This window comes from Paenibacillus sp. FSL H8-0104, from assembly GCF_038050215.1.
Lineage (GTDB): Bacteria > Bacillota > Bacilli > Paenibacillales > Paenibacillaceae > Paenibacillus > Paenibacillus amylolyticus.
This window is the reverse complement of the sequence record NZ_JBBOTC010000001.1, coordinates 868,755-882,921: the sequence shown is the minus strand read 5'-3', so window position 1 is coordinate 882,921 and position 14,167 is coordinate 868,755. Positions and strand designations below refer to the sequence as shown.

The window sequence follows — 14,167 nt, the reverse complement described above, 5'->3', positions numbered from 1 at the left end:
AACAGTTTTGAAAAAGCCCGTTGATGCCAAGGAGATGTTCAACGCATGCTGTGGGGCTGTCAAGAACGAACGTCAATTATTTAAGGAGAACGGCCCGACTTCAAACTGGAATCGCTCATGAACACGATACAGAACCACGTGTATCAGCGTCCAAAGCTGAGTTAATGAAGTTTGCCTCGCTTTGAAGTCCAATCGAAATCAGTTATAACTCTAGCACATGGGTAAACACGGTTTCCAGTAACCTCTTTCATCCGTTCGGAAAGAAAGAGGTTACTGGTACGAAAGTCTGGCTGTTGGCCAGCGGCGAGCCACATGAAGATGATATTTTCACGAACCGCCCTACAAGGCTTCTCTACCCACATTTGGCTACAAGCGTGATGATAAGAAGCTTCTACTTGATGAGATCTATGCCCCTATAGTTCAAGAAATTTCACCTCTATCTGTATTATAGGTACAAAAAAAGACACGGAAGAACAACTCCGTGCCTATATAAAGCAATTATCCCGCTTCACCGAACTTCAAATTGAAGGTCAACAAGTCTTTAAGCAGGCACTTCAAAGACTTATTCAAAAAATTGAAGTTATTAAAGACGGTTCAATCAAAGCCATACATTATATATTTCCCGTCCTCAATCCATAAGGAAGTTGGAACAACGAGAGGCGTAGGAATTAATCCTGCCCCTTCCATTTTAACATCGCCACCGATTCCACATGCACCGTATGCGGGAACATATCCACCGGCGTTACCTCCACGGTGCGATAGCCGCCATCTTCCAACACACGAAGATCACGTGCCAGCGTACTCGGATTACAACTCACGTAAACCACGCGTTCCGGCTTCATCTCCAGGATGGTATCGAGCAAACGCGGGTCGCAGCCTTTTCGTGGTGGGTCGACAACGATGACGTCAGCTTCGATGCCTTGTTCTTTCCAGCGCGGGATGACGTCCTCAGAGGCACCAACTTCGAACTTGACGTTGCGCATCTCGTTCAATAGAGCATTGCTACGTGCATCCTCGATCGCTTCAGGCACGATCTCTACCCCGTACACCTGATCCGCATGTTGCGCGAGGAAAAGAGAAATCGTTCCGATGCCGCAATAGGCATCAATTACCGTCTCTTTGCCACTCAGTCCTGCGTACTCTACCGTTTTCCCATACAGTACTTCCGTCTGCACTGGATTCACCTGATAGAACGAACGCGCAGAGATCGCAAACTGAACATCACCGATGTAATCATAGATTACATCACGGCCCCACAGGACGCGGGTCTCATCGCCAAAGATGACGTTGGTCTGTTTCTTGTTCACGTTCTGGCAGATGCTCGCCACATGCGGAATCGCTTCACGGATACTGCCAATCCATTCGTCTTTGTACGGAATGTCTCGACCATTCGTGACCAGTACGAGCATCATCTCGCCAGTACGGAACGCTTTCTTGACGACCACGTGACGCAGCAATCCGCGACCTGTCTCTTCGTTATAGGCGCTAATTCCAAAATGACTGCCAATCTCCTTCACCTTCGCGACCACTTCGTCATTGTGTTCATGCTGAATGAGGCAGCTCTCCATATCGATGATCCGGTGACTTCCTTTAGCGTAAAAACCACCTACCAGACCACCCTCGGCAGCTCCAATTGGCACCTGTGCCTTGTTCCGATATCGCCACGGCTCGTCCATACCCATAGTAGGCAGTACACGAATGCCCTGCTCCGTATCTTCTTCGTTCATGACACCTTCGAGACGAAAACGAATACGATTACTTCCAATCATCTGTGCTTCAGAAGATGCTTGTCCAGGTTCAGTTGTCTGATTCGCATCATGTTCCAACCGTTCCGCCAACTTCGCCTCATCAACTGAGGCGTCATCTTGCGCGTTGGATGCCAACGTCTCCGCATCCTCCACCATCACGTTCAATTTGCCAATCCGTTGCAAATTATCTACGACCAACTGGCGCTTCCACTCAAGCTGTCCGGCATAGCTCATATGCTGGATCTGGCATCCGCCGCACTGATCGTAGATCGGGCAAGGCGCGGACACACGATCCGGGCTTGCTTTCACGATTTCCAGCAGTTTGGCGTAGCCGTACTGCTTCTTGGTTTTCATTACGCGCACACGGACGGTTTCACCTGGAAGCGCACCTTGCACAAAGAGCGTGTATCCATTCGCACGACCTACACCCTCACCGTCATGGTTCATACCAATGATGTCGATGACGGTCTCTTCATTTTTGCTAACGGGCAGTCCTTCGATTGGTGCAGATTCACGCGCTCTCCCCTTTGGACGAACGGCAGAAAGAGATGCGCCTTGTGGCCGCACCTCTTTTCCCTGCTGACGTGTAGATGGACGAGATGATTGACTTGGCTGACGGGACGCTGAAGCGTTCCCTTGCCCCTGAGAGGCAGCCGAATTCCGGCGGTTTTTTCCACGACCGCTGCGGTTCGTATTAGACAACGTACATTCACTTCTTTCTTCTTATATGGTATCACATCAAAAAATAACGTTCCGAATTTCTAATGAACTTCAGAAACGTTATATCAAGTTCGGATGTTGTTTCCCGACCTTTTTCGGTCATTTTCTCCAAAATAACGACGCTGAGATTCGTTAAATTCGCAGATCCGGCGATTTCGCCACATTAAGGCTTTCTGAGTTCGTTAGCCGCCACCCGGGCAATCAACCAAACGCTACATTCAGCACGGTGTATCACATTGCAGTACGTCGAACTAGACCAGCACTCTTAACTTTCACTGTTCATGTTCACTCAATCACCACAATGTGCCCTGTATCCGCTCAACGTATGGTGACCACATGAGATTATACGCGATCCCACCGTACACAGCAACTGGAAAATACACTTCCATCTCGCCTTACGGCAGAGCTGAATCCAACTCTCCTCACCACTTGTGCGATGCTATACAACAACCACTGCGGCATTAACGCTTTCCGCAAGCGACCACATTCTCCGCCAAGTGCCAAGTTTAACGATACAACATCAGATGATGACGCAAATTCGTAAAGGTAGCTGGCAATGTACCGCCCAACTCTCCATCGAGGTTCAATTGTACATATCCCGGGGACGTAACTTCCATATGACTCGTCTGGAAATGAACCACTTTCTTGTCGTTCAGATGCTCCCCACGCAGCGCGAGCGTTACGAGGCGAATCATATCGGCCAGATTACATTTGCGGACACCGATCACATCGAACAGACCATCATCGATGGTTGCACCTGGAGCCAACTTCTCAAATCCCCCGACCGAATTGGTATTGGCGATGAGGAATAACATGAATTCATCATGGATCTCTTCCTGACCGTCGGCGCGAATAATCAGCTCCTGAGGAGACAGGCTCGCCATTTTCTCAATACCCTTCATGTAATAGGCCAGTTGCCCAATCATCGTTTTCAGACGACTCGGTACTTCATAGGTCAGTTCAGTCAGTGATCCGCCACCGGCGATGTTGATAAAATATTTATCATTCGCTTTGCCCAGATCGAGCGGACGAAGTTGCTGGTTAATGACCAGATCCACGTAATCTTCCCACTGTCTCGGAATGCCGAGTGCACGTGCAAAATCATTCGTTGTTCCCAAAGGAAACACACCCAGCGGAGGACGGTTCTCCCGCTCAGCCATACCGTTAATCACTTCATACAACGTGCCATCGCCACCAGCAGCAATAATCATGTCATATCCGCGTTCAATTGCCAGTTCAGCTTCCCGGGTTGCGTCACCTTCACCCGTTGTTGCGTGACATGAAGCTTCAATACCACCTTGATCCAAACGCTGCAAAATATCAGCCAGACGTTTCTTCATTTCTTCCCGGCCTGAGGTCGGATTATATATTAAGCGAGCTTTTTTCATCTCATACGCCACCTATTCCACATTATCCATGAGTCTAAACGACCTCATATTCTTACGTTGCATCAGTCCACAAAAGGGCATATTTTTTACACAATAATGAACTTCCGTTAATGTTGCTCTAATCTTTCGTCTTACCTATATCTATGCATCAGGAATTCCGTCTCATTCCAAAGCCTTTAACTCCTATCATATCATCAAATGTAAAGATGTCCTAGTCTGTAATCCATAAGTATATTTTAACATATCCGTACCCACTAATCTGCCTATTACCCAATAAACCTCACGCACCGATCCTGAATCTTCCCCACTACCTTTTATGTAAAATAGTCTCATTAATCAACCATTCTGCCCGCTTGGACAGGAATTAGTCTTCGATTTCGATGATCTTCATATGATTATGACATAGATATGCTACAAATTTACAAATCTTAAGATGAAAAGATAATTAACATAAACCTTTTTCCAATATAGTTTTAGTGAACCCTCAACTTAACACCACATCATCCCCTTGAAGGAGAAGTGTAAATGAAAAAAATTGTGTTAATGCTTATGGTCTTTCTTATGGCATGTATTCCTTGGGTCACCGTTGTTGAAGCAGCAGAAATTAATCATGATCAGGTTGTCGGATTTCAGGAAGTCTCACCAGTCACCGTAATGCAACAAGCAGCCAAGCGTTTTCAGCCGTTTCTAAAAGTCTATCATGGTTGTGTGCCTTTTCCCGCAGTGGATCAACAGGGTAATACCAGCGCTGGCTTGAATACGTCCGGGTCATCGAATGGGAACTGTAGCTCAAATACAGGGCAGATCTACTCCCGCTCCGCATGGCACAATGGGGTGTGGGCTATCATGTATTCGTGGTATTTCCCCAAAGACTCCCCTTCCTCTGGACTCGGCCATCGTCATGATTGGGAAGGAATCGTCGTGTGGGTCGATAATCCGGCAGCTGCCAACTCCAAAATCCTCTCTATCGCATATTCCGGTCACGGCCAGTTTACCAAAGTTACACCGAACAATAACAATACACAAGGTAACCATCCGTTGATTTCCTATAATAGTACTTGGCCGCTGAACCATGAGCTCGGGGTCACCAACGCTGTTGGCGGAACTCAGCCTTTAATCGGATGGGACGATCTGACTTCTGCGGCACGAAATGCACTCAACACGACAAACTTCGGTAGCGCCAACGTGCCTTTCAACGATAACAATTTTACCAACAATTTAAATAAGGCCTGGTTCAGATAAGAAAAATCCCCTTCAAGTGGCAGCTCACTTGAGGGGGATTTCGTTATGAAGTTATTGTAGTATCCCGGATACCTGTATCACTTCTTCAGCCAACCTCAAAATCCGATTTTTCTGCCTGCACGCAGCTGTTTGTACCAGAAATAGACGGTGCAGCCTACACAATAACCCAGCAGAGCCGCGCTTGCAGCTGCGAGAAGCATGACGGAGAATGCATAACCTGCAGCTACCCAGCCAAGCGAGAACGAGATGAGTGCCAAAGACAGGAAGAGCACGGCCAGAATATTGTTGAATCGCTGTAGCTCCACCGCCTGCGCCTCTGTACCTTTACCAGTCAGCACGACTTTGCCAATCTGTACGAACAGATTAAATTTGCCACCGGAAGCCAGCCCCACCACCTGAATGATCCACAGCAAGCCCAGAACTACAATTGGATTGAACACAAACGAGAGCAAAACAAACAATACAATACCAACCTGATTTGCTTTCACATAGCGCATAGGTACTTCCCGCATCTGTATATCTCCTTATCCCCATTTTATTAGTTGGTTTTATTGTAGTCGGTATTGGGTTAATGAGCAACACTTCATTTAAGGGGAGTAAAATCTCTTTTCAGCACATCCCAATGGGGAGTCGGGGTGCCTGTTGTCTTTTTCCAATCGGTAAATGCATTATTTAACGCCTCAATCTCTCCAAACGAACCCGCGACCAGCTTATGAACCGGAAGCATGCTATAGATCTTCAACAGAAGGTACAACATCCGTTGATGCTTGCGGATCATTTTAGCCTGAATCTCCGGTATAATCGTTATGCCCATAGCCTCAAGTACGCTAAAGCCTTCATCCATCGCCCCAATCATATGTTGGATTTGCTTTCTATTCCCGTCCAACTTGATCAACTCACGCTCCTCATTAAAACTCACCGCATTAAGCATCAGAATGGGGATGATATGGCTTTTCAGCCAGGCATCAATATCGCTCAGAACATTTAACTTGTATTTCACATGTTGGAAAGCTTGGTCCAGCAAAGGTTTAAAGCCTATCTCTCCGTCCAGACTGCCGATTACCATTTGTCCGCTGCCTCCACCGACCGATAACATGCGGTCCTTTTCCCGCTTCCCTGCACTCACATGAAATCCAAACGCGACCTGTTTTGCTACCCTGCTGTTTTCCTCCAAAAAGTTTTGCATGCTTCGTGCATCTGCGTTGTTTCCCACAATCACAATATTGCTGCTCTGATTGTCTGCCAGAATAGGTAACACTGAAGGAAAATCGTTATACTTCATGACAACAAAAATCAGATCATATTGGTCATCCACTTCCAACGTTCTGGCTACCCGAACCTGATCAACTGTCGTTTTGAATTGAAAAAAATGCCGGATGACGAGTCCATCCTTCTCCAGCTCCTCTGCCCGCTTCCCTCTGGCCAGAATGGTGACTTCATTGCCGCCGCGCACCAGAACATGCGCCAGTTGACTGCCCAAAACCCCCGCACCATACACTAATATCTTCATTGGTTATCCCTCAATTTCATAGTTTATAAATAATCGTTGTTTTATCAACATTTGTTGATAAAATAAGAGTAACAAAGCACCTACTGTGCTTCAATCGTTAAAATATCCGTTTTTGTTGAATAATCAACGAATGATTCCTTATTGTTGAAAACCATCATAGGAGGGGCCATGGACAGACGAGTACTCAAGACACGAAAGGCAATAATTGAAGCTTTTGTGGGGTTACTGGAGGAACAGGATTTTGAGCAAATTACGATAAACGATATTGCTGATCGGGCTAATGTAAACCGAGGAACCATCTATTTGCATTACGCTGACAAGTTCGACCTGTTGGATCAATGCATTGAGACCTATTTGCAGCGGTTGTTGGATGCCTGTATGATCGAAAGCCCTACTACAAAACCCGTTACGGCCAAGGATGCGCTGCTCCGAACCTTCAGTTATCTGGAACAGCATGCCTCTACCTATACCACACTTCTAACTAAAAAAGGTATTCCAGCGTTCCGTAGTAAGTTGATGACATTGTTGGTCCAGGGAGTGGAGGAACAGATGGATGCCTGTGGCATCCAGGAAGGTATGAAAAAAGAGATCACCATACAGTTTCTTGCTTCCGCTGCTGTGGGCCTCCTGGAGTGGTGGATTATGAATTCCATGCCTTATCCGGCCGAGGAGATCGTTGACCAATTAATAAATTTACTGGAGCTACATCTGAATTTACACGCACCCATTAATGGATAAACTAATCCTCGCTCAAGTGATCTACAATAAACAAAAACCACGTCCTTCGACGTGGTTTGATTGTTTATGAAGCTATGGAGTTCAAATCAATTGATACTGCATTACTACGAGCGATGCGATCACACACCTATGCCAAAGCGATCACTTCAAGAAGAAGCTTTAACTTCATTACATCTCTCCAGCAAAATCTGGATCTGGCGCTCCAGCCACTGCCCAAGCAATGGATGTGGCAACAGTGTCTCACCGCTGTACACATAGTTCAGTTCTTGCAGCCGACCTGGGATAACGTTCCTCGTGAAATAACCGGCACTCAAAAACAGCGGCGCCACAATGACTCGGTTCCCCCGCTCTTCGCTCCAGTACTTCACTTTGTCGTACACACTCTCCGGATTCAGCAATGCATAATCCGTATGGGCTACACCACTAACTTCCTGCACACGCTCTGCAAGGGAAGAAATTCCAGCTTCCCAACGCTCGCGAAAACCATCATGAATACTCCCATGGCCTACCAGCAGAATCGTTTCTTCCTCCGGTTGCTGCGACAGTAATCGGACTTTGTCCCACACCATCACGGCAATATCCGGATCGTTATCCACCGGATAACCGAAGTGAACCCGAGCCTTCACATCGAACGGTTCCAGATCCGTTTCGCGATCAGGTGTTTCCTTTGCACCAATGGCATATTCAATTTCATCCACATGTGTACTCCCGGACGAAACAAATAGAGGTACAACCAGAATATCGGTTACGCCTTGTGCTTCCAGTCGGTCGATACCGTCCTGGATCAGGCGTCCTTCCACAAGTTCAAGAAAACCGGCTTCAACCGGTAATGGAACAGGCAGATTCAACCGGGAGATCGCGTCATCGACGGATTCCACCCAGGTCTGCTCCTGTGAACCGTGACTGATGATGAGTACACCCGGCTTCTTCATGTTAGCGTCCCAGGCGTTCCAGCGTCATTTTATAACCATCATTACCGTAATTCAGGCAGCGTTTCACACGTGAAATTGTAGCTGTACTCGCACCTGTCTCTGCTTCAATCTGGTTATACGTATTGCCTTTACCCAACATACGAGCCACTTCCAGCCGCTGGGACATGGATTGGATCTCGTTAACTGTGCAGAGGTCATCAAAGAAAACATAACACTCTTCAATATCTTTTAGCGTCAAAATAGCCTCGAATAGTTGTTCAATGCTTTTATCATTTAGCTTTTTCAGCTGCATTTCATCATCATCCCCTAGCGGTTACTGTGTACCTACATTGTACTCACCCTGAGTTGGTATTTCAAGCGTTACCGATTTCACGCACTACAGAATAAAAATACATGTTACCGCTTACAAAAGGTACTATTGTCCTCCCCTCGCGTACATCGGGCGAAATTTCCGCGCTTTTTCCCAGTTTTCACCTGTATATATCCGATTACTTATGTAGGATTTCAATCCTTCTAAATGTGACAATTTTGTGTCTAAACTGCATTTTACTCTTCGTGAACCTGCCATCTTACATGCGCCCAAATCCGCAAATATCCCGTTTTCCGGGATACCCGCCTACGCCGTCTCTCCGCGAATGACATACAGTATAACAAAAGGGAGTTCCACAAGGGTCTATGATGTACATCTGTCATGCAACTCATGGAACGCAATTCCGAAATCCAACATAGAAGGAACGTGATCTTTCATGCCACAGCATTATTATCACCGCCAGCCAGCACCAGGGCAGCGTCCGTCTTCTCATGCTCATCGGCAGGCACATACTTCTGCCTATATGCCGCCCGGTGTGGTTCCGCGGTCTTTGAATGAAACCCAGATCCAACCGATGTATCCTGGCGTAGAGCCCCATTACCCGAGCTTCGGTGAAGTCGAAGCATCTGCAGTCGTACCCTATGGGCAGGGTGTGGCTGGCGGGAACTTTTATGGAGGTGCAGCTCAGGTTGTTCCCCCACCTCCGGTAACGGCGCCTGCTACTGGCAGTTCCGGCTTTTCATTAGCCAACATCGGTGAGTTAAAAGGAATGATCGACCGCTTTGGCGGAATTGATGGAATCATGAGTGGAATTGGCAAAATGCAGAAGGTCGTTGGTGGTATCCAGCAGATGGCTCCGATGATGAAACTCGTTATGGGCATTCTGCCTTTTGGAAAAGGAAAAACGGATAGCAGCGCGGCCGATGCAGACTATGAAGAATATAAGCCGTCCCGCAAACGCAAAAACAAACGTCGGAACAAAGCAACGAATGTTCCACGTCGCCGTAATACGACTCCAACCCGTCGCAAATCCAATTCCACAAAGCGCCGTCCCAAAAGTCGCAAAGGTTAAGAAAATTCAGGCACCCCCATACAGAAGGTGGGTGCCTTAACACCGTTCATCCGTATAGAAATAAATTTCAGGAACTTACGTTCTTATTTCTGTAATTTGAGGTATACTGGATAGTAACTAAAGGAGGCGGACCATGGAACTTATCAAAGACAAATACACTCCCGCATTAATCGATCGGACCGGCGAACAGATGCGTCAATTCTACCCGAAGCTGGATACACAGCAATTTCATGAATTGGTTTTCGCCGAAGGCTGGGAACAGTTGGAATTCAAAGCGCGCATTCGCAGAATCACACTGGCTTTGACCCAGGTACTGCCGGACAATTATGAGGAAGCATTACATATTATCGAACAAGCCGCCCCGACGATGAGAGGCGTTGAATATCTGTTTGTACCGGATTTTATCGAAGTGAACGGACTTGACCCAGAGGATTACGAGTTATCCATGAAGTATCTGACCCTCTTCACACCTTATTCCAGCTCGGAGTTCGCGGTACGCCCGTTTATTGAACATTATCCAATCCAAACGATGAAACATATGATGGCGTGGGCAGAGAGCAACAACGAGCATATCCGCAGACTTGCCAGTGAGGGCAGCCGGCCACGTTTGCCATGGGGTGCGAAACTCCAGAACTTTATCACTGATCCAACACCTGTACTTCCGATTCTGCATGCATTGAAACAGGACGAGTCCCTCTATGTTCGCAAAAGTGTCGCCAATCATCTGAATGACATCTCCAAGGACCACCCTGAACTGGTTATGGATCTGGCCACGACCTGGTACGGACAACATGCACACACAGACTGGATTGTCCGGCATGCCAGCAGGTCATTACTGAAGAAAGGACATCGCAAAGCACTGAGTCTTTTTGGTTATAACGAGCAGGATTCGATTCACATTGAGCAGCTTCAGCTTGTCCAAGATACGATTAGCATTGGCGAGGATCTTCATTTTTCGTTTGATGTCGTTAACGAGAGCGGCGAGTCCCAGATGCTGCGAATTGAATATGAGATGGGTTATATGAAGGCAAATGGCAAGCAGGCCCCCAAACGGTTCAAATGCTCCGATAAAATGTACCCGACAGGCAGAACCAAGGTAGCCACTAAACAATCGTTCAAAGTCATCACAACGAGAAAATATTATGCCGGTCTGCATACGCTTACCATTCTTGTGAATGGCAAAGAAGCAGCTACAACTTCTTTTGTTCTTGAAATGGAGTAAAAGGAAGTCATCATAAGTTATACACAGCTTGTTGAAGCGGAATAGTTATTCACATGTGGATACATTTTTTTCAAAACTTCTAATAGAAGAATCAGAAAGGCCACCTGGCAAACATCATCTCCCGACATTTATTACTGCCCGAGATCATGGCCCAGTGGCCTTCTTCATATGTAGTTCAAACTGCAATTCCCCTTACCCACCCTCACCGCTATCCAAAGACCTGCATATGGTCGTAACAATTAGAAAGATACACGATACATCCATGCTGCGCATTCTTGTAACAATATTGGGCTAAATGATGATATGGGTTAGACATGGCCCAGCGTCTACCAGGTTTCCAACTTCCCGTTGGTGGGTTATGCTCGCTTCATTTGGATAGGGTTACCGACGCAGTTTTATTCCTCGATTAAGTCTATGGTCCAGTTCTTCTCCTGAATTTTAAAATCCAGTTCCCGGTAGGATTTCGAAAGGCTATCCACTTTTTGTTGAATATCTGCTATGTTCACGGTTCGCTCATACTTCACTTCAGAACGACTGTACCGATCCTGGCGAATGGACGCATTCTGCAAAACCTCGTTAAACGATGCTCTTTCTTGCATGATTCCATCCCGCTCTGCAAGGGCATCTGCAAGCGTAACTCCAGCTGTGAAGTCAGTCTGTGCATTGGTCTTATTAATTTTCTTAACCAATACCGTCAGGCTCCGGATCGTATTCTCCAGGTCAATCATAAGCAACTGTGGGTCCTCTGCTGGCTGTTCACCTTCCTGAACTTTAACTACGCGTTCCAGACGTTGCTTGAGCTGAGCTATCTTCTTCTGCTCATCTGCACGCAGTACAAGAGCCTCTGCCAATCTCATCGTATCCCATCCTTCCACAATGATATGTATGGATAATTCATCCAGAATCTATTCACATATCGTTATATTTTACCTGTGGATACACGTTATTACAAGTTTATGTTACTAACATCTGATTACACTCGTTCTCACTTAAACCAGCCCCGTTTTACAAACCAGGCCACCATGCTTCCACCAAGCACAAACATCAACAGCAACACAGCCCCATACCCAAACTTCCATTGAAGCTCAGGCATATAGGCAAAGTTCATGCCATAAATACCCGCGATCAGTGTGAGCGGCATAAATACAGTCGTAATCACCGTGAGTGTCTTCATGATCTGATTCATCCGGTTGGAGTTCAGGGAAATATAACTATCGCGCAGGTCAGCAGTCATCTCCCGATCGGCTTCAATCATATCCGTCAGCTTCAATAAATGGTCATAGATATCGGTAAAATAAGCCGTATGTTCGCCTGTTCGCTGTACATGCTGGGAATTGACCACCCGATAGAGCAGATCCCGCATCGGTACTACCGTTCGTCTGAGCTTCAGCAATCGAGTCCGCAGATCAAACACCTGGTTCATCAAGTCTTCAACTGACTCCTGTCCACCCCGGTTCTCCAGTTCAGCCAGTTCATCCTCAATGGCAAATAGAGACGGAAAATAATGATCGACCAGCTTGTCCATCACCGTATAGGCTGCTGCCACCGGACCTCGCGCCCAGATGGTTCGTTCATGTGCATGGTGCAACAAGCGTTCCCACGCTTCATCCACTTCCTCCAATACGCCATGATGAAAAGACACCAGGAAGTTTGATCCGAGAAACAAGTCAACCTCCTCGGCTTCCAGTGTGGACGGGTTCAGTGCATGCAGCACAAGAAACTGCAGATTATCGTAATAATCGAGCTTGGGCCGCTGCAACACATGCAGACAGTCCTCAATAGCTAAAGGGTGAAAATGAAAATATGTATCCAGCAAACGGCTTTCCTCTTCCGTCGGCTGGTTAAAATCGGCCCATACCCAGGCATAATCGTTCAGATCCAGCTGTGTAAGTGGTACGTTAACGGAGACTTGATGTTCTCGTGTAATGGCGAGTGTACGAATCATAAATTAGACCACGTCCTTGTCCTGTATCTTTACGTCATTGTACAACTTTAACCATAGGTACGTCTCCCACGTGTCCAAAATATCCACAGACACATTCAAACTCGACAACAAAAAAAGCCAACCCTGTTGGCTTCTCTCATTTCCCTATCCACAGTTCCCTGTATCCACAGGAATATCTTCTTTTGGTTTATCATTCCACGGATGGCTATCCACATATCCAGCCTGTCCACACGTTCATGCACAGGCGTCTCTTGATTTTGGTTGTATAATTGTCCACATATCCCGATATTCACACAGTTATGAACAGATGGTCTGGTAACCCCGAATTCGTTCGGGATAACTTCTCTTTTTAGAAAATAATCCAGTAGAGCAATCCTGCCAGTCCCGCGGTAATCGGAATCGTAATGAACCACGTAATAATGATACGTCCAGCAAGTCCCCATTTCACAGCAGAGAAACGTTTCGCGGAACCCACACCCAGAATAGCTGAGGTGATCGCGTGCGTTGTACTAACTGGAAGGTGAAGCAACGTTGCTGTGAAAATAACGGAAGCAGCTGAAATATCCGCGGCAAAACCATTAATCGGTTCAATTTTAAAGATTTTGGTACCCATCGTTTTGATGATTTTCCAACCACCGATGGACGTACCCAGAGCCATCGCTGTTGCCGCTGAAATTTTAACCCACAGCGGAACATCCAGATTATCCTGTACACCTGCCGCAACCAGAGCAAAGGTAATAATCCCCATTGCTTTCTGTGCATCATTCGTACCATGCGTGAATGCTTGCAGTGCTGCCGTGAAAATCTGTACCGTACGGAAACCTTTGTTCACGTTATGCGGACTGCGTTTGGCGAAAATATATTTGAGAATCGTCATGACCACATAACCGATGGCAAATGCGATCAGAGGTGATAATAACAAACCTCCAACGATATCAATGAATCCGCTCCATTTCACTTTATCAGATCCTGCGCCAACGAGTACGGCACCTGCAAGGGCTCCAATAAGTGCATGTGATGAGGAAGACGGAATACCAAACCACCATGTAACCAGGTTCCAGATAATCGCTGATATCAAGGTGACTATGACGACCTCTATTCCGTTATCCAGCGTGGTGGGGTCGGTCACACTCCCCCCAATCGTCTTCGCAACACCTGTGAACATCATCGCACCGACAAAGTTCATCACCGCTGCCATAAGAATAGCTCGACGCGGCGTCAGTGCTCGGGTTGAGACCGAAGTCGCAATGGCATTGGCCGTGTCATGAAAACCGTTGATGAAGTCAAACGCCAGTGCAAGGAAGACGACTATACCCAATACCCAAATCGTTGTTTCCATT

At 46.8% G+C, this 14,167-nt stretch carries 13 protein-coding genes; 4 read left to right on the top strand and 9 right to left on the bottom strand.

The annotated features are described in order from the left end of the window. Positions 1-668 precede the first annotated feature (668 nt). Together rlmD and NST38_RS04040 are read right to left on the bottom strand one after the other, a co-directional pair. On the bottom strand, positions 669-2,450 hold the full coding sequence (rlmD, locus tag NST38_RS04045) for a 23S rRNA (uracil(1939)-C(5))-methyltransferase RlmD (protein WP_341343786.1): 1,782 nt from the start codon (positions 2,448-2,450) through the stop codon (positions 669-671). 524 nt (positions 2,451-2,974) lie between these two features. Then, complete coding sequence (locus NST38_RS04040) at positions 2,975-3,856, bottom strand: diacylglycerol kinase (RefSeq protein ID WP_017690659.1); 882 nt, start codon at positions 3,854-3,856, stop codon at positions 2,975-2,977. Positions 3,857-4,381: 525 nt separating this feature from the next. Between NST38_RS04040 and NST38_RS04035 the strand changes: the two genes are divergently transcribed. Next, positions 4,382-5,098, top strand: coding sequence for an NPP1 family protein (locus NST38_RS04035; RefSeq protein ID WP_341343785.1), 717 nt, complete (start codon positions 4,382-4,384; stop codon positions 5,096-5,098). A gap of 95 nt (positions 5,099-5,193) precedes the next feature. Here the strand turns inward: NST38_RS04035 and NST38_RS04030 are convergent, their stop codons facing one another. Then, on the bottom strand, positions 5,194-5,610 hold the full coding sequence (locus NST38_RS04030; RefSeq protein ID WP_341343784.1) for a DUF4395 domain-containing protein: 417 nt from the start codon (positions 5,608-5,610) through the stop codon (positions 5,194-5,196). Positions 5,611-5,681: 71 nt separating this feature from the next. Further along, the gene (locus tag NST38_RS04025) at positions 5,682-6,608 is read right to left on the bottom strand and encodes a ketopantoate reductase family protein (RefSeq protein ID WP_076320031.1); all 927 of its coding nucleotides are present in this window, start codon (positions 6,606-6,608) and stop codon (positions 5,682-5,684) included. Positions 6,609-6,776: 168 nt separating this feature from the next. Between NST38_RS04025 and NST38_RS04020 the strand changes: the two genes are divergently transcribed. Further along, positions 6,777-7,346 (top strand): TetR/AcrR family transcriptional regulator, encoded by a 570-nt coding sequence (locus tag NST38_RS04020; RefSeq protein WP_341343783.1) that lies wholly within the window; start codon positions 6,777-6,779, stop codon positions 7,344-7,346. 146 nt (positions 7,347-7,492) lie between these two features. On the opposite strand, the gene NST38_RS04015 is transcribed toward NST38_RS04020, so the two are convergent. Then, the gene (locus NST38_RS04015) at positions 7,493-8,278 is read right to left on the bottom strand and encodes a sirohydrochlorin chelatase (protein ID WP_341343782.1); all 786 of its coding nucleotides are present in this window, start codon (positions 8,276-8,278) and stop codon (positions 7,493-7,495) included. A 1-nt stretch (position 8,279) separates the two neighbouring features. Beyond that, a complete protein-coding gene (locus tag NST38_RS04010) occupies positions 8,280-8,570 on the bottom strand; it encodes a YerC/YecD family TrpR-related protein (protein WP_017690665.1) in 291 nt (96 codons plus the stop codon). Positions 8,571-9,024: 454 nt separating this feature from the next. Here NST38_RS04010 and NST38_RS04005 point away from each other — a divergent pair, with 454 nt between their 5' ends. Together NST38_RS04005 and NST38_RS04000 are read left to right on the top strand one after the other, a co-directional pair. Continuing rightward, positions 9,025-9,660, top strand: coding sequence for a hypothetical protein (locus NST38_RS04005; RefSeq protein WP_341343781.1), 636 nt, complete (start codon positions 9,025-9,027; stop codon positions 9,658-9,660). A gap of 133 nt (positions 9,661-9,793) precedes the next feature. Continuing rightward, positions 9,794-10,882, top strand: a complete 1,089-nt coding sequence (locus tag NST38_RS04000) for a DNA alkylation repair protein (protein WP_338707752.1) — start codon at positions 9,794-9,796, stop codon at positions 10,880-10,882. 395 nt (positions 10,883-11,277) lie between these two features. Here NST38_RS04000 and NST38_RS03995 read toward each other — a convergent pair whose 3' ends face one another. The 3 genes from NST38_RS03995 to NST38_RS03985 all read right to left on the bottom strand — a co-directional run bounded on the left by NST38_RS03995 (position 11,278) and on the right by NST38_RS03985 (position 14,166). Beyond that, positions 11,278-11,739, bottom strand: a complete 462-nt coding sequence (locus NST38_RS03995; RefSeq protein ID WP_036668384.1) for a DIP1984 family protein — start codon at positions 11,737-11,739, stop codon at positions 11,278-11,280. A 128-nt stretch (positions 11,740-11,867) separates the two neighbouring features. Next, a complete protein-coding gene (gene corA, locus NST38_RS03990; RefSeq protein ID WP_036668386.1) occupies positions 11,868-12,827 on the bottom strand; it encodes a magnesium/cobalt transporter CorA in 960 nt (319 codons plus the stop codon). 349 nt (positions 12,828-13,176) lie between these two features. Continuing rightward, the gene (locus tag NST38_RS03985) at positions 13,177-14,166 is read right to left on the bottom strand and encodes an inorganic phosphate transporter (protein WP_036606054.1); all 990 of its coding nucleotides are present in this window, start codon (positions 14,164-14,166) and stop codon (positions 13,177-13,179) included. Between the last annotated feature and the right edge of the window lies 1 nt (position 14,167).